This window comes from Halochromatium glycolicum (assembly GCF_016584085.1).
GTDB lineage: Bacteria > Pseudomonadota > Gammaproteobacteria > Chromatiales > Chromatiaceae > Lamprobacter > Lamprobacter glycolicus.
In genome coordinates this window covers 22,908-43,091 of record NZ_NRSJ01000023.1, presented here as the reverse complement: position 1 = coordinate 43,091, position 20,184 = coordinate 22,908, and the positions used below count along the sequence as shown (strand labels likewise).

The 20,184-nt window shown below is 64.5% G+C and carries 25 protein-coding genes and 1 pseudogene; 14 read left to right on the top strand and 12 right to left on the bottom strand.

What is annotated here, in order from left to right; all coding sequences use genetic code 11:
• Positions 1-50: 50 nt before the first annotated feature.
• The 3 genes from CKO40_RS13400 to CKO40_RS13390 all read right to left on the bottom strand — a co-directional run bounded on the left by CKO40_RS13400 (position 51) and on the right by CKO40_RS13390 (position 1,692).
• On the bottom strand, positions 51-617 hold the full coding sequence (locus CKO40_RS13400; RefSeq protein WP_200346731.1) for a carboxymuconolactone decarboxylase family protein: 567 nt from the start codon (positions 615-617) through the stop codon (positions 51-53).
• Positions 618-710: 93 nt separating this feature from the next.
• Positions 711-1,169 carry a response regulator gene (locus CKO40_RS13395; RefSeq protein WP_200346730.1) on the bottom strand — a complete coding sequence of 153 codons (459 nt, stop codon included), beginning with the start codon at positions 1,167-1,169 and terminating at the stop codon, positions 711-713.
• A complete protein-coding gene (locus CKO40_RS13390) occupies positions 1,162-1,692 on the bottom strand; it encodes a sigma-70 family RNA polymerase sigma factor (RefSeq protein WP_200346729.1) in 531 nt (176 codons plus the stop codon). The genes CKO40_RS13395 and CKO40_RS13390 overlap by 8 nt, the downstream gene beginning before the upstream one ends.
• Positions 1,693-1,900: 208 nt before the next feature.
• Between CKO40_RS13390 and CKO40_RS13385 the strand changes: the two genes are divergently transcribed.
• The gene (locus CKO40_RS13385) at positions 1,901-2,122 is read left to right on the top strand and encodes a hypothetical protein (RefSeq protein ID WP_200346728.1); all 222 of its coding nucleotides are present in this window, start codon (positions 1,901-1,903) and stop codon (positions 2,120-2,122) included.
• 130 nt (positions 2,123-2,252) lie between these two features.
• Here the strand turns inward: CKO40_RS13385 and CKO40_RS13380 are convergent, their stop codons facing one another.
• The 3 genes from CKO40_RS13380 to CKO40_RS13370 form a co-directional block, all read right to left on the bottom strand.
• Entirely contained in the window at positions 2,253-2,690 is a 438-nt protein-coding gene (locus CKO40_RS13380) for a PIN domain-containing protein (protein ID WP_200346727.1), read from the bottom strand.
• On the bottom strand, positions 2,680-2,901 hold the full coding sequence (locus CKO40_RS13375; RefSeq protein WP_200346726.1) for a hypothetical protein: 222 nt from the start codon (positions 2,899-2,901) through the stop codon (positions 2,680-2,682). The genes CKO40_RS13380 and CKO40_RS13375 overlap by 11 nt, the downstream gene beginning before the upstream one ends.
• Before the next feature lie 196 nt (positions 2,902-3,097).
• On the bottom strand, positions 3,098-3,277 hold the full coding sequence (locus CKO40_RS13370) for a hypothetical protein (protein ID WP_200346725.1): 180 nt from the start codon (positions 3,275-3,277) through the stop codon (positions 3,098-3,100).
• Between the two features lie 96 nt (positions 3,278-3,373).
• Between CKO40_RS13370 and CKO40_RS13365 the strand changes: the two genes are divergently transcribed.
• A complete protein-coding gene (locus tag CKO40_RS13365) occupies positions 3,374-3,625 on the top strand; it encodes a hypothetical protein (protein WP_200346724.1) in 252 nt (83 codons plus the stop codon).
• Between the two features lie 291 nt (positions 3,626-3,916).
• A complete protein-coding gene (locus tag CKO40_RS13360) occupies positions 3,917-5,362 on the top strand; it encodes a TrkH family potassium uptake protein (protein ID WP_200346723.1) in 1,446 nt (481 codons plus the stop codon).
• A gap of 93 nt (positions 5,363-5,455) precedes the next feature.
• On the opposite strand, the gene CKO40_RS13355 is transcribed toward CKO40_RS13360, so the two are convergent.
• Positions 5,456-6,658: a cation:proton antiporter gene (locus tag CKO40_RS13355; RefSeq protein WP_200346722.1), complete on the bottom strand. Its 1,203-nt coding sequence runs from the start codon at positions 6,656-6,658 to the stop codon at positions 5,456-5,458.
• Positions 6,659-6,886: 228 nt separating this feature from the next.
• Positions 6,887-7,498, bottom strand: coding sequence for a glycoside hydrolase 100 family protein (locus CKO40_RS13350; protein WP_200346761.1), 612 nt, complete (start codon positions 7,496-7,498; stop codon positions 6,887-6,889).
• Between the two features lie 283 nt (positions 7,499-7,781).
• On the opposite strand from CKO40_RS13350, the gene CKO40_RS13345 reads away from it, so the two are divergent.
• From CKO40_RS13345 to CKO40_RS13325, 5 genes and pseudogenes are all read left to right on the top strand, one after another.
• Positions 7,782-8,351, top strand: coding sequence for a phosphate ABC transporter substrate-binding protein PstS (locus CKO40_RS13345; RefSeq protein WP_200346721.1), 570 nt, complete (start codon positions 7,782-7,784; stop codon positions 8,349-8,351).
• A 27-nt stretch (positions 8,352-8,378) separates the two neighbouring features.
• Positions 8,379-9,656, top strand: a pseudogene (gene arsJ / locus CKO40_RS13340) (organoarsenical effux MFS transporter ArsJ); the annotation flags it as partial.
• Between the two features lie 859 nt (positions 9,657-10,515).
• The gene (locus tag CKO40_RS13335) at positions 10,516-11,097 is read left to right on the top strand and encodes a Uma2 family endonuclease (RefSeq protein ID WP_200346719.1); all 582 of its coding nucleotides are present in this window, start codon (positions 10,516-10,518) and stop codon (positions 11,095-11,097) included.
• Positions 11,098-11,539: 442 nt separating this feature from the next.
• Complete coding sequence (locus CKO40_RS13330) at positions 11,540-12,502, top strand: permease (RefSeq protein WP_200346718.1); 963 nt, start codon at positions 11,540-11,542, stop codon at positions 12,500-12,502.
• Positions 12,503-12,633: 131 nt separating this feature from the next.
• Positions 12,634-12,891 (top strand): thioredoxin family protein, encoded by a 258-nt coding sequence (locus tag CKO40_RS13325; RefSeq protein ID WP_200346717.1) that lies wholly within the window; start codon positions 12,634-12,636, stop codon positions 12,889-12,891.
• Between the two features lie 46 nt (positions 12,892-12,937).
• Here the strand turns inward: CKO40_RS13325 and CKO40_RS13320 are convergent, their stop codons facing one another.
• From CKO40_RS13320 to CKO40_RS13310, 3 genes are all read right to left on the bottom strand, one after another.
• The gene (locus tag CKO40_RS13320; RefSeq protein WP_338074174.1) at positions 12,938-13,333 is read right to left on the bottom strand and encodes a glycoside hydrolase 100 family protein; all 396 of its coding nucleotides are present in this window, start codon (positions 13,331-13,333) and stop codon (positions 12,938-12,940) included.
• Positions 13,287-13,916, bottom strand: coding sequence for a hypothetical protein (locus CKO40_RS13315; protein ID WP_200346715.1), 630 nt, complete (start codon positions 13,914-13,916; stop codon positions 13,287-13,289). Before CKO40_RS13315 ends, CKO40_RS13320 begins: the two co-directional genes overlap by 47 nt.
• A 183-nt stretch (positions 13,917-14,099) precedes the next feature.
• Positions 14,100-14,381, bottom strand: coding sequence for a hypothetical protein (locus CKO40_RS13310; protein ID WP_200346714.1), 282 nt, complete (start codon positions 14,379-14,381; stop codon positions 14,100-14,102).
• 383 nt (positions 14,382-14,764) lie between these two features.
• Here CKO40_RS13310 and CKO40_RS13305 point away from each other — a divergent pair, with 383 nt between their 5' ends.
• The 4 genes from CKO40_RS13305 (at position 14,765) to CKO40_RS13290 (ending at position 17,704) form a co-directional block, all read left to right on the top strand.
• The gene (locus CKO40_RS13305) at positions 14,765-15,229 is read left to right on the top strand and encodes a hypothetical protein (protein WP_200346713.1); all 465 of its coding nucleotides are present in this window, start codon (positions 14,765-14,767) and stop codon (positions 15,227-15,229) included.
• Positions 15,230-15,733: 504 nt separating this feature from the next.
• A complete protein-coding gene (locus CKO40_RS13300; RefSeq protein WP_200346712.1) occupies positions 15,734-16,174 on the top strand; it encodes a hypothetical protein in 441 nt (146 codons plus the stop codon).
• 120 nt (positions 16,175-16,294) lie between these two features.
• On the top strand, positions 16,295-16,855 hold the full coding sequence (locus tag CKO40_RS13295; protein ID WP_200346711.1) for a TlpA family protein disulfide reductase: 561 nt from the start codon (positions 16,295-16,297) through the stop codon (positions 16,853-16,855).
• A 54-nt stretch (positions 16,856-16,909) separates the two neighbouring features.
• Positions 16,910-17,704, top strand: coding sequence for an SRPBCC family protein (locus CKO40_RS13290; RefSeq protein ID WP_200346710.1), 795 nt, complete (start codon positions 16,910-16,912; stop codon positions 17,702-17,704).
• A 61-nt stretch (positions 17,705-17,765) separates the two neighbouring features.
• Here CKO40_RS13290 and CKO40_RS13285 read toward each other — a convergent pair whose 3' ends face one another.
• A complete protein-coding gene (locus CKO40_RS13285; protein WP_242477027.1) occupies positions 17,766-18,251 on the bottom strand; it encodes a YceI family protein in 486 nt (161 codons plus the stop codon).
• A 157-nt stretch (positions 18,252-18,408) separates the two neighbouring features.
• On the opposite strand from CKO40_RS13285, the gene CKO40_RS13280 reads away from it, so the two are divergent.
• Both CKO40_RS13280 and CKO40_RS13275 read left to right on the top strand, forming a co-directional pair.
• Positions 18,409-19,467, top strand: a complete 1,059-nt coding sequence (locus CKO40_RS13280; RefSeq protein ID WP_200346708.1) for an MBL fold metallo-hydrolase — start codon at positions 18,409-18,411, stop codon at positions 19,465-19,467.
• A gap of 249 nt (positions 19,468-19,716) precedes the next feature.
• Entirely contained in the window at positions 19,717-20,160 is a 444-nt protein-coding gene (locus CKO40_RS13275) for a thiamine pyrophosphate-dependent enzyme (protein WP_200346707.1), read from the top strand.
• Positions 20,161-20,184 lie beyond the last annotated feature (24 nt).

Below are 20,184 nucleotides of genomic sequence, written 5' to 3'. Positions count from 1 at the left end.
CCTTTTTTGCCGGGCGCCGCAACGTCTTCACGGTACGTTACAACGCTTCGTTACACCGATGTATCGGATCGCTTGCAGGCCAGACACGCGGCGGGAAAGGACTGCCCATCGGTGCCGGGGATCTGGTCGCTATAGTGCGCGAGCGTCTTCATGCCGACCCCGAGAATCACCTCCAAGACCTGCTGCCGCTCATAGCCGGCCTCCTCCAGCGCGGCGATCTCGGCCTCATCGATGCGCCCCTGTGCCTTGGCCACCGCGGCAACGAACTGTCTGAGGGATTCCAGGCGTTGATCGGGCACGCAGCTTCCCGCGCGCAACGCCTCGGTCACCTCCGTTGGCAAGTCCATCATGTCTGCAAGCAGACCGTGGGCCCCCATGCAGACGGCGCAGCGGTTCTCGCGACTGACGCTCAGCAGCACCACCTGTTGCTCTTCGCACGAGAGTGAGGTCTTCTCCAACAAGGCACCGAGCGCCAGGTAGCCTTTCAAGGACGCGGGCGCCGCCTCGAGCGTGCGCATTGACTTGGGTAGCCTACCGAAGCGGCGCTCGGCTTCACTCAGCGCCAGCACGCTGTCCTGCGGCGCCGATTGATCATCCGGGTCCAGGCGCGATGGCATAGCGATCTCCTGGCATCGGTGGAGAGGGGGCATTGCGCCGGTGCGGCGACTGGCAGAGCATCGGCGCAACCTTGACCACGATTCGGGAACGGATCAGCGGCTGCTAGCGCACTGGCGCGGATGCTCGTCGGTGGCGGCAAACAGCTGATGAATGCTGTTCAAGTTCACCGGCTTTCGCAGAAAGGCGCGGACATGGGGCGCAAGCCCGGGGTCAGGCTCTAGACCATGGGCGCCGCTCATCAGCACGATCGCGAGCCCCGGAGCGCGTGCGGCCAGCTCCGCCCCGAGCGCCCGGCCATCGCCATCCGGCAGGCGGATATCGATCAGCGCGAAGCGCAGCAGCGGCTGGCGGTCGATGAGCGCTCGGGCCTGGACGCAACCGCTGGCGGCGCAGACCTGGTAGCCGAGCTCGCTCAGCTCCCAGCTCAGCATCTGGCGCAGCGCTGCGTTGTCCTCGACCAGCAGCAGCGGCGCCTCCAGGCGCGGCCCGAGGCCTGCACCCGGGACCGAGCCCCACTCGCCTGGGCTCGCGACGGTCATCAGCTCAGCCACGCTCGCCCAGCGCCTCGCGCAACTTTTGGCGGGCTCGGAACAGCCGTGTGCCCGCGCCCGCGGCGGTCAGCCCCAGCTGCACGGCGATCTCCTGCTGCGAATAGCCGTGCAGCACCTGCAAGATCAGCGGCTCACGATACTCAGCGGGCAGCGCCCGCAGGGCCCCGCGCAACACGAAGGCCTCGGTGGAGGTGTCATACTCCTGGGCGCGCTGAGCGGGGAGCTCGTCGGTTGGCATGGCGCTCTCGCGCGGCTGCGCACGCTCGAAGCGCCGGGCGTTCTCGCGCCGCACGATGGTCTTCATCCAGCCCAAGGCAGCCGCTGGGTTCTTTAAGCGTGCGAACGAGCGCCAGGCCCGCAGCAGACTGTCTTGGACCAGGTCCTCGGCGACCTGCTTGTCACCACAGAGCCGATAGGCGTACTTGAGGAGACTGTGCCGATGGGTCTCGGCGAGGACCTCGAAGCTGGGTGCCTCGATGGCGGTAGTCGATGGGCCGGAGGCCAGTGCAGCAGAAACAGACATGGGCAGGACTCCCGAAGTCGATGAACGAACCTACCCACCCTAAGGCAGCCGGCGTGCCAGTTTTTAACTCACTGTTTTTATTGCACTCCTGAGAGAAGCGATCGTTTGGATAGAACGTTTCGTTAAAACGATCCGTTGCAACGAGGTATCGATTCGCTGTATTGCGCGTGAGCGCGATCCGCAGTGTCCAGAGCACCGCGACCACCCCGTGGCCACCAGCTCCAACGATACCGACGAACTCTCGTTGGTTCCCGGCATGTTCGATGTGACCTTCGGTGATGCGCTCTGGCGCAATGTGGCACTGCGTGCCGATGAGACCGTCGTCCTGCAACCCGCGGTCATACAGATGCAGGGCATCCCCGACGTAGCGTCGAGTTCGCCATCCTTGGCCTGGGTCCCGGCATCCTGGCGGCTGGTTAGAGACCCTTGACGACCCGAAACCCGAAGTGGTCGTTGCCCTTGAAGCGCTCGTCGCTGGCGCGGGTCGCCGACTTCAAGGTCGACTCGTGGTAGTTCCAGGAGCCATGGTGATCCTTGCGGTTCGGCGTCAGCCGCAGGGCTCAATGGGCGCCGCCTGGCAGGAAGGGGTTGGTGATGGTCAGGCCGTCGATGACTTGGCCGTGCTGGAGGTCTTCGCTGAACAGCGTGGAAGAGCTCATCTCTTGCGCCGCCGCGATGATCAGGCTGTCGTAGAGGCCGTAGCCATAGCGCGCCTGGAGCTCAATGCCGCGGTGATAGAGCCGATCGCTCGGCATGACGCGCCAGAGCGGAATCAGAACGGTGTCGAGATAGCGCCGGGCGGTGTCGGCGTCGAGCGGCACTCGAGCCTTGCGTAGGCCGACGTTCAGGCATTCCTGCACTACCTGGAAGCTGATGCAGGCGTTACCGGTCTCGAGGGCGGAACGGACGAGGCGCTCGGCGACCCGGTGCTTGGTCGGATCGGCGTCGTCCAAGTGGTAGACGAGGATGTTGGTGTCCAGGAAGGCCTCAACGCTCATTCATCTCGTCCCGGCTGAGCTTGCGCCCGACACGCACCTTGCCGCGCAGGTCCTGCATGAGCCGGTCGTAGTCCGCCAGGCGCTCATGCTTGCGCGCGTACTCGCTGAGCCAGATGCGGAACTGGTCATTGAGGGTGGTGTGCTCGGCCGTGGCCCGTGCACGGGCGGCCTCGATGCACTGCTCGTCGGCGCTGAAGGTGATGTTCTTCATGGTCGGGCCTCGCATTTCAGTGGCTGCGACACGAGTATAGTGCACACGATGCTCGTGTTCCCAGACGTCGGTCATTACCAACCGATTCCGACCAACGGCGGCGTCTTACAGTCCGAGGTGGTGGATGAGATGGGTCGGCTGGCCCTCGGCACGATATTTGTCGGCGTAGCCGCGGGCCTTGATCTGAGCCAGCTCACTACCCTCTCGCTGGTCTCGTGTCGCCGCGCTGAGCGGGGAGCTCGTCGGTTGGCATTGCACTCTCGCGCGGCTGTGCACGCTCGAAGCGGCGGGCGTTCTCGCGCCGCACGATGGTCTTCATCCAGCCCAAGGCGGCGGCCGGATTCTCCAGCCGCGCGAACGAGCGCCAGGTGCGCATGAGCGCGATCGGTCATCGGTTTGAAAGATCGCCGGCGCTCGGTGGGTCTTCCTCCGATATCAAGTCGCTGTCCGCTTCGCGCAGAGGGCTCAACCCGTGAACTGCCTCGCCTTTCGTCGCCAACTGTTGGTCGATCCGCAAGCACGACAAGCCGATCTGCAGGCCCATGCGGCCCAGTGCGCCCCCTGTGCGCGCGCGCTGCAGCGCGCCCTGGTCTTCGAGGCGAGCCTGAAGGCGGCGTTGTTGATGTACGAAGCCGATGGCGATAGCACGCAGCACGAGGACGAAGCCGATGACAGCAGTGATGCCGACCCGTCGAGGTCGCGCGACTGCGCAACCGGGCTTTGAGCTCGCTGCGAGGGGAGCCACGCGCCATATTCCGATCACGACAGCACCTGAGAGAGCTCGCCGGCCTGGTTTCCGCTGCGCTAAAATGCCGTCGTCTCTCGCCGTCAACACAAGGACTGGCAACCCCGAGCGCCCAAGGCCGCATGACCGACGCCGAGCAGATCACCCGTCAGTTCAAGCGCGCGCCGACCAAACAGGTCGCCGAGTTGTTGGAGACCCTCGCCGCCCCCCAAGCAGGCTCAACAGCTCGAGCCCGACCGTTTCGCGGCCTAATACCGGGACGAGCACTCGATGCACGGACGTGCAATCATCCGCCTGTTCGGCATCCTGTTGCTAATCTACGGCGGCAGCTTTCTGCCATCACTCGGACTCTCCCTGCTCTACGACGACGAGCAGTGGCGGATCTTCACCTCTTCGCTGCTGCTGACACTCGCAATCGGCCTGCTGTTGTGGCTCCCCAATCTTCGGGCGCGCACAGAGCTGTCCGTGCGCGACAGCTTCTTGGTCGTCACGCTGTTTTGGTCCGTGCTCGGCGTCTTCGGCGCACTGCCATTTATGTTCGGCCTGCATCTCTCGTTCACTGATGCCGTGTTCGAGTCCATCTCCGGCTTCACCACCACCGGCGCCACGGTCATCACTGGCCTGGATCAACTGCCACCATCGATCCTCTACCACCGCCAGCAGATCCAATGGCTCGGCGGCATGGGCGTGATCGTACTGGCCGTTGCCATCCTGCCGCTGATGGGGGTCGGCGGCATGCAGCTCTACCGTGCCGAGACCTCCGGCGTGGCCAAGTATGAGAAGCCGACCCCGCGCATCGCCGAGACGGCGCGCGCCTTGTGGCTGCTCTACTTTGGCTTGACCGCGGCCTGCGCCCTCGCCTACTGGGCCGCTGGGATGAGCCTGTTCGATGCCGTCGGACATGCCTTCACCACTGTTGCCACCGGCGGTTTCTCGCCCCACGATGCCAGCATGGGCTATTTCGACAGCTGGGTGATCGAGCTGATTGCGATCGTGTTCATGCTCGCCGGCGGTGTGAACTTCGCCGTGCACTTCCTCGCCTGGCGGCAACTCGATCCGCGCGCCTACGTGACCGATTCCGAAGTGCGCACCTACTGGGTCATCTTCGCTGTCGCATCGGTGTTGGTCGCGGTCAGTCTGGCCTGGACCGGGGTCTACGCAACGGGACTGGAATCGCTGCGCTTCGCCGCCTTTCAGGTGGCCTCGATCATGACCAGCACCGGTTTCGCTACCGCCACCTTCGCACACTGGCCGCTGTATCTCCCCCTGATACTCGTCATCGTGTCCTTCATCGGCGGCTGCGTCGGCTCCACGGCCGGCGGGATCAAGGTCGTGCGGGTGATGCTGCTCGCCAAACTCGGGCTGCGGGAGCTCTTTCAGCTCGTGCACCCGCGAGCCCAGACGCCGGTGAAGATCGGCAAGCGCCCGGTGGGCGATCAGGTGCTGTTCTCGGTTTGGGGCTTCTATGTGCTTTATGTGCTGGTCGCCGTGCTGCTCACGGGTGCAATGATGGGAGCCGGTCTCGACCTCGAGTCGGCGTTCGGTGCCGTGGTCGCGACGCTCAATCTGCTCGGCCCCGGCTTGGGCGAGGTCGCCGCAAACTTCACGAGCGTGAACGAGGTGGTCAAGTGGCTGGCCGTGTTCAGCATGCTGGCTGGGCGCTTGGAGATCTTCACGCTGTTGATCCTGTTCTTCCCAGCCTATTGGCGTCATTAGCACGAGCAGTCCACCCTGCTCCACTAAGCGAAGATCGAACCGCAAGGACAACGAGTGGAGCCTGACCGATGCTCCCTTTGACTCAACACCAGCTCAAGGACGCAGCCAGCGCAGCACCAGCGGCATGCTCATGGCCTGCACCAACAGGGTCCAGAGCACCACGCCATAGGCGATGGACTGGATCGTCCACCAATACGGCAGCTCGACCGGTAGTGATAACGCCAGCGCCAGGGTCACAACGCCGCGCGTGCCGCCCCACCACAGCAGCGGATACCAGGTTCCGGGCAGGCGCTCTGTGCCCGGCAGCCGCACAGCGAGCGGCAACAGCAGCAGCACACCAGCCGCACGCCCCGCCAGGGTGGCGCCGATCCCGATCAGGATCGCCAGCCATTGATCGGTGAACATGACCAGTTGCACGGTGATGCCGGCGACCAGGAACAACAGGCGTTCGGCGAGCCAGGCCTTGTAGGCCCAGAGCACCGACAAGGCCTCGTCGTCGGGCTCCCGGCGCCGGTGTTGACCGAACAGGAGCCCAACGCAAAGCATCGCGACCACCCCGGAGACGCCGAGCTGGATGGCCAGGGCGAAGCCGCCGTAGGCCGTGATCAGGGTGAGGACGCCACGCTCGACGGGCCTGTCCAATGCTCGCCCCAAGCGCACCGCCAGCGCGCCAACGGCCAGTCCGACCACGGCCCCGCCGAGCAGCACGCCGACCATGGCCAGCGCGCTCTCGTCCCAACGCGCCCAGGCCCGATCACCGGTAGCCAGCGCCACCAGGAAGGTAAAGAGCACGATCGCATTGGCGTCGTTGAACAGGCCCTCGCCGTCGAGGAGCAGCTGCAGTCGCGGCGGGGCGCCGGTGCGCCGGAGCACCTCCAACACAGCGGTCGGATCGGTGGCCGACAGCAGTGCGCCGGCGATCAAGGCCGCCAACCACGGAAAGCCGGCCGGATGTCCAATGCCCACGTACAGCAGCGCGGCGGTCACCGCCGTGCACAGCAGCATCACTGGCAGCGCCAGGGTCAGGATCGGCAGCAGGTTGCGCAGCAGATGGCGCGGCGCCAGATTGTAGGCGCCCTCGAAGATCAGGATCGGCAGCAGCAGATGGAAGATCAGGTCGTGAAACCACTGCCAGTGAAGGCCGGTGTCGCCCCCGGTCGCGACCCAAATCTCCGAGCCGACGAAGCCCAGCAGCACCAGGACCGCGCCCAAGGGCGCACCGAGGCGCCGGACCCAGGGCTCCAGCGCCAAGGTCAGCGCCAACAGGATGGCGTAGAAGGACAGGATCGGGAGCATGAGCAGGACCTCTCGTGCGCGCCCCCGAGAGGGCTCACCAAGTCGGGTCGAGTGGCTCAGGGCTGCGTCGCGCCACTCGTGCCGTTCGAGGAGCGGCCGGTACTGACCGCCAACGGCTCAGACCGGAGCGGCGCAGCTGGCCCCCTCCACCGAGCGGCCCAGGTGCAGCAGCTCGATGCGCTCGGGACGCTCCAGCAGTTGGCAGGCGACCAGATAGCCGGCGGCGCTTCAGGTCTGATGCCGGCGTGCCTGCTGACCGACCATGCGGCCTCGACGGCCGTCGTAATACTCCGGCCAGTCGTCTTGGAGCAAGCGCTGCTCGGCATCGCTCAGCGTCCGCTCGACCAGCTCATCGGCACCGGTGCGCAGACCGACCAGGGCCAGCAACCAGAGCAGCACTGGCCAGTTGCCGCCATTGTGGTAGGACCAGGGGCGGTTCTTCGGATCGCAGCCGGTAAGCAGGCGCCAGTCCTGGCCCTCCAACGCCGGGAAGTCACCGGTGAGCTGCACGTCGGCGTCTTCACCAGTGTCCTTGAAGCTGACCGGGATCAGCCCCTCGCCGGGCTTGAAGCAATCAAGCTGGCGCTCGTTGCTCTGCAGGCGCACGGCCGTCGCGAGAAAGTGGCGCACGATCTCGGGGCGGCCGTCGAGCAGGAAGGCGAAGGCGGAGATGGCGAAGTCGCGGGTGAAGACCTGGTCGTAGTTGAGCGCCTCGGTCTCGGGATCATGGGCGGCGACGGTGCCCACCGGCTGGCCGCGATAGGTGACCACGGATTCCTCGAGCAGCCGCCATGCGCGCTGTCTGGCCTCTTGGGTAGTGAGATCGATGTCGGCCGGCATCGGGTGGTCCTCGAGGCTCGGGTTGGGGATGTGATCCGTTTGCCACTTTAGACCCGAACGGCGCGAAATTTCTTTCACTGTTATGCCCACTCGCTCTCCAGGCAACGCGTAAAAACAGTCTGTCAAAGGCTCTCGTCGCTGTTCAGTCGCCTCCAGCCATAGACACCGACCGGTGTCGGCGAGTCGATAGGCTGTCATCAATTTGCAAACATTTGGTCATCCATATATGCGATTCAATCGATAGACTACGGTGAGTTATCGACCCCGCCCCTCGGAGACCACGATGCGCCTTTACGTTCCGTTTGCGACCATTGCGTCAGTATCCATCTTCTGCCTCTCCGTACTCGGTGGATGCCAACAGGAACCCGCTGATCCAGCCAATGCCGTCGGACAAACCACCGCCGATGACGGCATCACCGCTGCCGGCTCGTCATTCGCAGCGCCGATGTTCAACAAATGGCTGGAGGTCTATGGCACAGAGCATGCCGAGCTGAGCCTGAGCTACGCGTCGATCGGCAGTGGCGCTGGCATCGAGCGCTTCCTAGCGCAGAGCGTCGACATCGGCACCACCGATGCCCCACTGCGCGACACTGAGGCCGCACAGATCGACGGCGACTTCGCGCAACTGCCGATCACCGGCGGCATGATCGCCATCGCCTACAACCTACCCGACTTTCCCGGCCCGCTGAATCTGCCGCGCGATGTCTACACCGAGATCTTCCTCGGCAATGCCTTCCGCAGGGATGATCCGCGCATCGCCGCTGCCAACCCCGGCCTCGCGCTGCCGCATCAGCTGATCCAGGTCGTTGGGCGGCGTGACTCCAGCGGCACTACCTTGGTGGATAGGCTGTAGCACTGGGCATTCAGCAGTGGGCAGTCAATGAACACGAACACGCGCAATTACCTAACAGTCACCGCCGGTTACTGGGCCTTCACCATCACCGACGGCGCCATCCGCATGCTGGTGGTGCTCTACTTCCACCAGCTCGGCTATTCGCCCTTCGAAGTCGCGATGCTGTTCCTCTTCTATGAGGTCTTCGGCATCGTCACCAACCTGGTCGGCGGCTGGCTTGGGTCGCGCATCGGGCTCAATCTCACCATGCACATCGGCATGGGGCTACAGGTCATCGCACTGACGATGCTGACGGTGCCGGATGCCTGGCTCGGTGTGGTCTATGTGATGGCCGCTCAGGCCCTGTCCGGCATTGCCAAGGATCTGAACAAGATGTCCGCCAAGGCCACGGTCAAGACGCTGACCGGCGAAGGCGCGGCCGGCGAGTCCAAGCTGTTCAAGTATGTCGCCGTGCTGACCGGTTCCAAGAACGCGCTCAAGGGCGCCGGCTTCTTTGTTGGCGCCGCGCTGCTGCAGGGATTTGGCTTCCGCAACGCACTCTTCATCCTCGCGGGCGGGCTGTTCTTGGTGATGATCATCACCATCGCGCTGCTGTCCTCTGGCGTCGGCAAGCTGAAGGAAAAGGCCAAGTTCACACAGGTGTTCTCCAATACGCCAGCGATCAACTGGCTTTCAGGAGCCCGCTTCTTCCTCTTCGGCGCCCGCGATATCTGGTTCGTCGTCGCGCTGCCGGTGTTCCTCTACGATGTGCTTGGCTGGGAGTACACAGCCGTTGGCGCCTTCCTCGCCCTCTGGGTCATCGGCTACGGCTTCGTCCAGGCCGGCGCGCCGGCCCTGATCCGTCCGAACAAGCTGGGGCAGGGCCCTAGCGGGCGCACGGCGCTGCTCGGCGCGTTGGTACTGGCATTGATCCCGGCGGGCATTGCGCTGGGCATGACCCAGGGGCCTCAGGTCACACCGGTATTGGTCAGTTGGCTGACCGAGGTGACCGGCGCCGACCTCGTCTGGATGGCAACGGCCACAGCGGCCGAGATCCAGAGCGCGGTGCTGATCGGTGGCTTGATGCTGTTTGGCATCGCCTTCGCCATCAACTCTGCCGTGCATTCCTACCTGATCCTGGCTTATGCCGATGCCGACAAGGTCGCACTCAACGTCGGCTTCTACTACATGGCCAATGCCGGCGGCCGCCTCGCCGGAACCGTGCTCTCGGGTCTGATCTACCAGACGCAGGGACTTGAGGGCTGTCTCTGGTGGTCGACCGGCTTCGTGCTCGCCGCCGCCCTGCTCTCGCTTTGGCTGCCCCGCACTCCCCAAACAGCTAGCGCCAACGCGCTGACCCGAACCATTGCCCAGACTGCCGCGTTTCCCCAACCCGCTTTTGTCGATGTCAACGCCCACGTCGAGGCGACACGACTGGCCGAGCTCTATGCGCCGATCGCGGGGCGGGCGCAAGGCTGCTCGGTGCGCGAGGGCGACACCGTCAGCGCCGGACAGGTCCTACTGCGCATCTTGCCAATCGACGCTGATACCGCTGAACACCAGGTCCGGGCGCCTTGGGACGGCTCAGTCGCGCGGGCGTATGCGCGCGTTGAAGGCCGTGAGGTGAAGGCGCAAACGCTGCTGTTTGAGCTCTTCGACCCAGATAGCCTGGTGCTCCGCTTCTCGATCGAGGGCTCGCGGACACTCGGCCTGACGCCGGGGCAAAGGGTGCAGGCTCGCTTCGATGGCGCGCCGGCCAATCCGATAGAGCTGACACGGACGCGCGCCTGGCCAGCTCTCGAGCCGGAGACCGGCCAGCGGATCTTCGAGGCACAGCTTCCAGAGCGAGCCGACGTTGCTATCGGCATGGCGGCGCAGGTGCGGGTTGAGTCCGCCGTGGCCGGTCAAGGTCCTGCATTAACGACGCTCACCGACACCATGCCGACCTAGATTCTCAATAAGTCACGGCACGACCGCAGCCGCAGCCCGCTCACGGACGATGTCCGACAAGGGCGGGATCGTGCCGGTCCTGGTCAACGCCCATCGAGCCTTGAACATTCCCAAACCGCGTCGTCTGCTCGTCTGTTTGCTTCTCCTGGTTGCTATGATTGGAGTCACGCTGCAATCGATGCACTTGCGTGACCGCCTCACGCGACTGTCGCGTTGTCACATAAAACGGTGAATCATGCCAACCGTCCTGAAAGATCGCTTCGTCCCCCTCGAGGACTACTTCGCCCTGGATTCCGAGACCGCGCCCGAGCGCTGGGAATGGCGTAATGGCGATGTCCACTGCATGACCGGGGCCCAGCCGGAGCACAACATCATCTGCCTCAATGTCGGTGCTGAGCTACGCGCGCGGATGCGTGGCTCAAGCTGCCGGACCTTCACGAGCGATCAACGCATCAAGGTCCACGCGGGCAGTCCCTACCTGTATCCCGACGTCTCGGTCGCCTGCGATCCGCGCTACACCCCCATTAACGGACTGCGCACACTGCTGAACCCGATGCTCATCGTCGAGGTCCTCTCGGCCAGTACAGCCCAGGACGACAAGGGCACCAAGTTCATGCAGTACCAAACGATCGAGTCGCTCAACGAATACCTGCTGGTCGATTCAAACGAGGTCGCCGTGCTGCACTACCGAAAGGACGCGGAACTCTGGACCCCGCGACTCTTCCAGCAGGCCAGCGACGAGGTCGAGCTATCGGCGCTCGGCATCGCCATACCGCTCGCTGAAATCTATCTCGACAGCGGCCTCCTTCCCAGCTGAATCGTTCCTGGCTTGCGCGCAACGGGCACTCCCGAGGTCATCTCCGCTTGTATACCCAAACCACGTCAGTCGACGGCAGGGCGTAGCGGAGGGTCGGGGAGCGGTAATCGGGGGTGTCGACGGCATGGAGGCCGTCGTCAAGCCTCCAAGGACGGATTCACGGCGTCCCCCGATTGCCGCTGCCCGACCCGGAGCGGGCTCGAAAAGCCGAAAACTGATCTGCGATGAGTATACCGAGAACCTGAAGACATGCGAAAGATCAACTATATGAAATTCCATATCTTCTAGGCTTGTCAGAGTTAGCCGTCGCCAAGGTCCTACTCAGAACCTATCCAGCAACTGCTTCCCTATTTCAGAGCCAGTGTCTGGCAATCACCGGGAAGTAGACAATGCATCGCTGCCAAGCAAAGACGGCCCCGACACCCATATCCGGAGCCTCCCCATGCCCGACCCCTTCGCCTGGCTCGGCGATCTCATCGCCTATTCGCTAGTCGGGCTGAGCCCGGACTCGGCCACGGGCGCCGCGCTGCAGTTCTTCGTCATGGATGTCGCCAAGATCTTCGCGCTCTTGGTCATCATCATCTACCTCATGGGCCTGCTCCGCGCGCTGATCTCGCCCGAGCGGGTGCGCGAGCTTGTGCGCGGCCGGCCCGATTGGCAGTCGCGTGGTCTAGCTGTGGGCCTGGGCGCGGTAACGCCATTCTGCTCCTGCTCGTCAGTGCCACTGTTCATCGGCTTCGTCGAGGCCGGCATCCCGCTCGGCGTGACCTTCTCGTTCCTGATCGCCTCGCCGATGATCAACGAGGTCGCCGCCGTGCTCTTGATCGGCATCCTCGGCTGGAAGCTGGCCGCGCTCTATATCGGCGCCGGCCTGATCGTGGCCTGGTTCGGCGGCATCATCATGCAGCACTTCAAGCCCGAGCGCTGGGTCGAGGACTATGTCTGGAAGATCCACATGGGCGAGATGGCCGCTCAACGTCCGGACACGAGCCTGCGTAGGCGCCACCAGTTCGCGGTGGCCGAGGTCCGTGAGATCCTGGGCCTGATCTGGAAGTGGGTCTTCATCGGCATCGGCGTTGGCGCCCTCTTCCACGGCTCTGTGCCGGATGACTGGGTGGTCGAGCATCTCGGCGACGGCCAGTGGCTCGCCGTCCCCGCGGCCGTGCTGGTCGGCATTCCGCTCTACTCCAACGCCACCGGTGTGATTCCGGTCGCCGAGGCCATGCTCGGCAAAGGTGTCGCGGTTGGCACCGTGCTGGCGTTGATGATGAGCATCGCCGCACTCTCAGTGCCGGAGATGCTGATCCTGCGCAAGGTCATCCGCTGGCAGGCGCTGGCGCTCTTTGCCGGTGTGCTCGGCGTCTCCTTTATCTTGGTCGGCTGGGGCTTCAACCTCATTACCTGAAGGGTTCAAAGGGCATGAATGCTCGACTCAACCATCCGCTGCCCAGTGTGCGGCTTCAGCCGCCGATATCCCCTGCCGCCGATGCAGCCGGGCGACGGGACCTGCTGCCAACCCCTACCTGAGGTGCATTCATGAAACGGATCAAAGTGCTTGGCTCCGGCTGCCGCAATTGCGAGATCACCGCGAAGGTCATTCAACAGGCGGCCCAGGAGGCCGGCGTCGAGATCGAGCTGGAGAAGGTCACCGACATCGCCCAGATTATGGGGTATGGCGTGATGTCGACGCCGGGGGTGGTCGTCGATGGCGTTGTCGTCCATTCCGGTGGCGTGCCGGGTCCAGATCAGGCGCGCGCCTGGGTGACGGCGGGCACCGAGAGCGCCGACGCGTGATAGCGCAAGACGGCGGCCTCCTCAGACCTGTTCAAGAGCCTTTGGTCTAGTCAGAGCAGAGCGCGAACCCACCCACCGAGCGGTTCATCGCCCCCTGCAGGGTCAACAGCCACCAGAAGCCGGAATCCACCGGCGCCACCCGGGCGATCGCCGCCTCGCCGAAGTCGCCGGTGAGCCGCTCGTCGACGCCGTCCCCGGTCACCTTGAAGCTGGCCGGGATCAGCCCCTCGCCGGGCTTGAAGCAGTCGAGCTGTCGCTCGTGGCTCTGCAGGCGCACGGCGGTGGTCAGAAAGTGGCGCACGATCTCGGGGCGGCCGTCGAGTAGGAAGGCGAAGGCGGAGATGGCGAAGTCGCGGGTAAAGACCTGGTCGTAGTTGAGCGCCTCAGTCTCGGGATCATGGGCGGCGACGGTGCCCACCGGCTGGCCGCGATAGGTGACCACGGATTCCTCGAAGAGTCGCCAAGCGCGCTGTCTGGCCTCTTGATTCATCGGTGCTCCTGTGATCCGCTTGAGCGGTGTCTAAGGGCTTCTCGAGGATCACCCGCGCGAAGCCGTCTTGCTCGCGGTTCAGGCCGGCTGCGGCCAGCTCCCGCAAGATCGTCGGCGCCACCGACGGCGGTGTAGCGAGATAGAACAGCCGGTTGGCCGTGGGTTGGTGGCTCAGGGTCTCGCTCAGCCGCCGGTAGGTCTCGGCCTCGGTGAAGTCGCCGGGCAGATAGTGCAGGCGCTCGGCAAAGGCGTTCCAGGCGGCCTCGTCGAGATGGGGGATCTCGGCGGAGGCGGCGGTCGCGTCTTTGAGCATGGCGCGGAAGTCACGGTCGTCGATCGGATCGCGGCTGATGCCGATGATCTGCAGCTCCGGCGCCAGGCAGCCCTCGCCGGCGAGATGAAACAGCGCCGGGATCAGCTTGCGTCGGGTCAGGTCGCCACTGGCACCGAAGATCACCAGGACGCTGGGCTCGGCCTGCGGCAGCTCGGCGCGTGGGAGCTCGACACGGGTGGTGAGATCGATATCGGCCGGCATCGGGTGGTCCTCGGGGCTCGGGTTGGGTCGATGTGATCAGTGGATCTGATCCGTTTGCCCCGTTGAGACCCGAGCGGTACGCGTTTTCTTGCAGTGCTCAGTGATAGGTGCTGGCTCGGCACCCAATCCTTGGCCCGCACAGCTCCGAGCATCGACCTGCGTCCCCTCGGCTAGCCTTCGCGCTCACCAGAGGGGCTGGCCGCTGCGTTGCCAAGCCGCGACCTGCTCACGGAAGGCCGGCGGACCATGGACGAAGACCTGCTGCTGCGCGGCGTAGCCACCGTCCTCGCTCAAGGTTTGCGCGGTATAGAGCAGCGGGCGCTGTTGGCGCTCGGCGAAGGCCTTGAGCCAAGCCAGGGCGCGCGGGGGGATGCTGCGCCCGACCGGGACCGCGACATCGACCGGCCGGCCCTGCCAGCGACGTTTGGCGAACAGCACGATGACCCCGGACTGGTCAGGCCGCATCCACTCTGGCAACGCGCGCCCAGACCATCCGACCAAGAGGCGCGATAGCTCATCGGCGTGGGATCGATTGGGCAGGCTGGCATGACCGCCCGCGGGGCCGTTCCATCGGAACTAGCAGCTTGCGTCTGCTCAGCGTCGAGGCGACTCACCGGGTTGTCAGGTTGAGCAACCCGGGTGAAAGACATCGACCATCCGCAATGTAACAATGGCCGAGAAGATAACGACCGTTTCCGCGCATTTGGCCACGGGCTTCGCTGATCAGGACGAAATATTTCAGTTCCCCAGCAGGTCCATGTGGTATCCAAGCGCGCTCGAATTCGCGCCCCGTTTCCTGCTCGTGAACGACCCATCCTCTAAGCGGAACTTCTCGGGAGCAAAACGCCATGCAGCGAAGCCAACTCCATTCGGGTCAACGCACCACCGTCGTTGCAATCCTCGGCATGCTAGCGATGCTGAACACGGGGTTCGTGAGCGGCGAGACGTTCACAGGCCGCCTCAACGGCTTGCGCTGCGCCGAAGACGGCCAATTCTGTCCCGTCGAGAATCTCGATGCGCATCTTTCCTTCGAGCAGGACTTCGTCCTGCAGCAAGCCGATGGCGAGTACTACTTTCTGTCCAATGTCCCGCGTGACACCAAGGTTCGCCACGTCCGGAAGAAGGTCAAGGTCGTTGGCACCGTTATCGAGCTTTACCGCTCGATTTCAGTGGAGTCGCTGCTCGTCGATGGGGCTGATGGGTATCGAGAGGTCTGGAGCCCTGCTGCACAGCTAAAGGCGTTCGACCAGATCTTCAGCAGTGGTTGGAAAGACGGTTCGACAACAAGCGAACAGCTCGGCGAGCTGCGTTAACGTCGGCGCCTAAGAGGCCCCATCAAAATGGCCGCCTAGCCTGCACGACCTGGATGCCGAGGTCTGTATCGCCGGCGCAGGTGCAGCGGGCATCACCTTGGCCAGGCGGCTCGCGGCGTTGAGCCACTAGGTGTGTCTGCTCAAGGCTGGCGGCCTCGATTATGAGGTATGAGGCGGATACCCAGGACCTCTATGCGGGCATCAACCGGGGCTTGGCTTATTACGACCTGGACCTGGACCAGGCCCGATTCCCACCCCGCTCCCTAGCGCTTGATCCATGAGCGTCTGAACCGCATAGCCGCACGCGCGCACTCAGTCGGCCGCTTTCGCCCTTCGAACCACCACCACCGGCTGCATAGCTGGCGCAAGAGGGATGGGCCTGAAAGACGCGGTCAGGTCAACCGGTCTAAGCCAGTGACGGGAGGCGAGCGCCATGGTCGCCCTGCCACCCCGCCCTGATCAAGCCATTTCACTCGGTAAGACCGTCCAATCAGGAGATCGCTCATGAAGACCGCAATCACCCATCCGCTTCGCACCGTCCTGCCGCTGCTCGGGCTCGTCGGCGCTCTCGCTAGCGGCACCGCCCTGGCGGAAACGGTCACCGGCAAGATCAACGGCCACGGCTGCGCCCACGGCGGCCATACCTGCCCGGCCGACAAGCTCGACCCGCATCTCGCCTTCGAGCCGGCCTTTGTGCTGCAGCAGCCCGATGGCGAGTACTTCTTCCTCGCCAACGTACCGCGTGACGTCAAGGTTCGGCATGTGCTCGAAGAGGCGCGCGCGACCGGCACCGTCGACAGCACGCACAACACGATGGTCGTCGACGAGTTCATGGTGAAGACGGCTGATGGCTTCGAGACGGTCTGGAGCCAGCAGGCGCATGAGGACATGCATGACTATGTCTACGGCGAGGGCTGGTTCCAGTTCAGCGGCGAGGTGCAATAACCGGTGGCACGCCAAGACCCGGCCAGCGTGACTGGCCGGGCTGTCGGATTCCAGGCACACGCTGCAGGCGTGCGTGAAGCGCCCGATTGGTCAGCCGCTACTCGCTGCGAGGATTCCCCGATGTTATCTCCAACCGACGCGTTCGAGTCCGTCCCATCTCGGGCGCTGAACCGCCGCCGGCTGCTTGCGTGCCTCGCGGCGTTGCCATTCTTGGCCGCGACAGCACCTGCAGCCGCCGCCAGCAGCGGATTGCAGCGGCTGCAGCCAAGGCCGAGCGCCCCGGCACTCCGGCTCACCGCGCTCGACGGGAAAACCTATGATCTCGGTGCCCAGCAGGGCCGCGTCGTGGTGGTCAACTTTTGGTCCGTCTATTGCCGCGCCTGCAAGGCCGAAATGCCGGCCCTGGATGCCCTGGCGCGCCAGCATCCCGAGGTCGCCGTCTGGGGCGTGGCCGCAGGCGACAGCCCGGAGACGGTGGCCGCCTTCGCCGAAACGGTCGCGGTCGGCTTTCCGTTGCTGCCGGACCCGCAGATGCACGCCGCATCGGCCTGGTCGGTGCCGGTGCTGCCGGTAACCGATGTGATCGATCCGCAGGGCCGGATCGCGCTGCGGATGATCGGCGAGGCGCACTGGGATCAGCCACCACTGCGTGACCAGGTGCTGGCATTGGTCGCGGATTAGCGAGGTGACGCGACCACGCGTTTGGTTGCTGCCACCCGATAACCAGAGGCCAAGATGCGAAAGCGATCGCTCCCTTTGATCACAGTGCTGTCCTACTCGCTGCTCTTGTCGTCGACAGCACACACAGCGCAAGCAGAGACTGCGACCAATACACCGCTGCGGAGCCATCAGCAGGCATTGCAGGCATCTCGGGCGCAGCGTGCCAAGACGGGCGGGCCAACACTGGATGCCGAGGCTCGCACTGTCATGCAACGGGCCGCTGAGGACCTCGCGGTCGGCGAGCAGGCGCCCGACTTCAGCCTGCCGAGCGCATTCGGTGAGCCGATGCGACTCGCCGATGCCCTCGGGGCGCGCACGGCCGAGGTCCTGATGCTGCAGATCAGCGAGTCGGATCAGCAATACCGTATCCGAGCCAGCTTTCTGGTCGACGCGCCATTGGCGGTCGTCCATGCGCTGCTCACCGATTATGAGCAACTCCCGAGGCTCAGCCCATCGATCCTTGAGAGCGAGGTCGTGGCTGCGCCGACGCCGACGCAGGCGCGGGTCAGAACGCGCATTCGCGCCTGTGTCCTGATCTATTGTCAGACACTGCGGCGGGTCGAAGAGGTGCGCGCGAGCCCGAGACGCCTCGTCGCGGTCATCATTCCCGAACAGAGTGATTTCGCCGCAGGACGCACCGAGTGGCTCCTGACACCGCAAGAGGATTCGGTTCGGGTCGACTATCGCGCTCAGCTGGAGCCCGGATTTCAGCTGTTTCCCCTGCTCGGCCCGGCGTTGATGAAGGCCGGCCTTGAACGAGAGCTGCGCACCTTCCTCGGCCAGCTCCAGGCCCGCGCAGCCTCGATGTGATCTTCTATGGCAAGACCGGGGCCTAGCCTTCACCGGTCTCAGCGGCGTCGTCACTCCGTCACTAGCCGTCCTGGCGCACCCCTTCGATCGACAGAATGATCTCGACCACCTGCGAGGCGGGCCCCAGGTCATAGTCGATGCCGAAATCCTTTAGCGCAAAGCGGGTCGAACCCTGAAAGCCGCGGCGGAAGCCACCCCAAGGGTCGGGTCCAGCACCGATCTGCTCCACCTCGAGAGTCACCGGCTTGGTGACACCATGGAGGCTGAAGTCGCCCGTGACGGTGCCAGTGCCGTCCTCGTCGAGCTCGACGGCGGTGCTCTTGAAGGTCGCCTGCGGATAGCGCTCGACATCCAGGAAGTCGTCTCCACGCAGGTGCTTGTTACGCTCGGCGTGATTGGAGTCGATGCTTGCGGTCTCGATCTCGACCTCGATACTGGCGTTGTCGGGGTCCTCCGGGTCATAGCTGAAGGCGCCGCCGAAGTCGTTGAAGCGCCCGTAGAGCCAGCCATAGGTGTCGTGGCGATTGCGTAGCATGGCTTCGGCCAATGGGCTCTCAATGGGCTCTCAATGGGCTCTCACGGACAGCCGGCGAGGTGGATGGCGAAAGAAGGCTGCCACGGAGGCGGTCCTGACGAGTGATCTGCAGCGAACCCTCGCGGCCATCTCGGCCGTCATGCCTCCACCCCAACACGACGCCATCACCATGCAAGAGACCCCCGATCGTGCCGTTTCGTTTCGCAGCCGCTTCCGCGGCACCTTCGCGCTGCGCTGCCACCGGCTCGCTTCGTTATGGACCAGCCTGCGCGGCGATGCCGCGGCCCAACCATCAAGACGATGGCGGCTCGCGACACTGTTGTTGATCCTGGCCGGTCTTGGCGCTGGTAACGGCACCGCGGCCAGCACCTGCAAGGCGCCGGTTGCGGTGCAGGTGCTCGGCTCCGGCGGCCCGGAGGCCCAGCAGGAGCGCGCCAGCGCGGGCTATCTGCTGTGGCTGGAGGGCAAGGCGCGGGTGCTGGTCGACCTCGGTGGCGGCTCTTTCGCGCGCTATGGTGCCAGCGGGGCGCGCTTCGCCGATCTCGATCTGATCGCGCTCACGCATCTGCACGCCGACCATGCGACCGACCTGCCGGCGTTGCTGAAGAGCGGCTATTTCAGCGGTCGCAGCCGGGCGCTGCCGATTGCCGGCCCAACCGGCGGCGGGGATTACCCGGATCTCGAGGGCTATCTGCAGGGGTTATTCGCTGCGCAGACCGGGGCGTTCGGCTACCTCGCCGGTTATCTCGATGGCAGCGATGGGCTGGTCAGGCTGGAGCTGCGCATGCTGGAAGCCGACAGCCGCGAGCCGATCCCCGTGCTCGAGACCGATGAGTATCGGATCAGCGCCATCGGCGTCAGCCATGGCCCGGTCCCGGCGCTGGCCTATCGCATCGATCTGGGCGATCAGCGCATCGTCTTCAGCGGGGATCTGAATGGCGATGATCCCTGGTTCGTCGACTTTGCGCGCGATGCCGATCTGTTGATCATGGGCCATGCCGTGCCGGAGCAGGCGGGAGCGGTCGCCGCACGGCTGCATGCCCTGCCCTCGGAGATCGCCGAGATTGCCAAGGCCGCCGCGGTCAAGCATCTGGTGCTCAGCCATCTGATGCGCCGCTCGGAGCAGGCACTGGACGACAGTCTGGCGCGGATTCGCGGTGTCTATGAGGGCGAGCTGAGCGTCGCCTCGGATCTGGACTGCTTCGGGCTCGAGCCGCCGGGCCGGTAGCACGGTGAGGCGATGACGCGGTGACGTGTATGAGGCGGCTCAGAACTCCAAGCGCTGTCCCTGCTCGGCGGCAAAGGCACAGCGGCCCTGCCCGACAGGGATCTCGCCGGCTATCAGTAGACAAGAGCATCCAAGACGCCTTTCGCAAACGCCAGAAAACGATCTCCTTCGTGCAGGTTTGCCATGAGGAGGCCGCTGCCCTTGCCGCCTGGGCTAAGCCAAGTACCCGGGCAAGCACAGTGGGCGCTGATGGAGAAGCGCGGCACCCATCAGGGCAAGCTGATGAAGCCGCAGGTCGTCGCCTGGGAGCTCAGCAAACGACTGCGCGACGATGCCATCGCCTCCTGCGACTCCGTCACCATTGCCGTCTGGTGGGCGCGCCAAATCCCGGTCAAGGCCGGGCAGATGTATTCGCTCTCGGGCAATCTGGCGACCATGGCCCCGGGCCTGCCCTATTCCATTGGCGGCCAAGTCGCCTATCCCGAGCGCCAATTGGTGGCTTTTGTCGGCGACGGCGGCTTCTCGATGGGCATGGCCGACTTCGCCACGGCAGTGAAGTACCGCCTGCCGATCAAGGTCGCGATCATCAACAACACCGGTTTATGTTTGCAAGTCTTTACAGGTCGGAGGTCTTCCTGTCGATATCATCTATGGAAGCCCTTGGTAAACCTGTTTATCCTCCTTGGTTATTAGAGTGAAAGACGTCAATCGACTCGT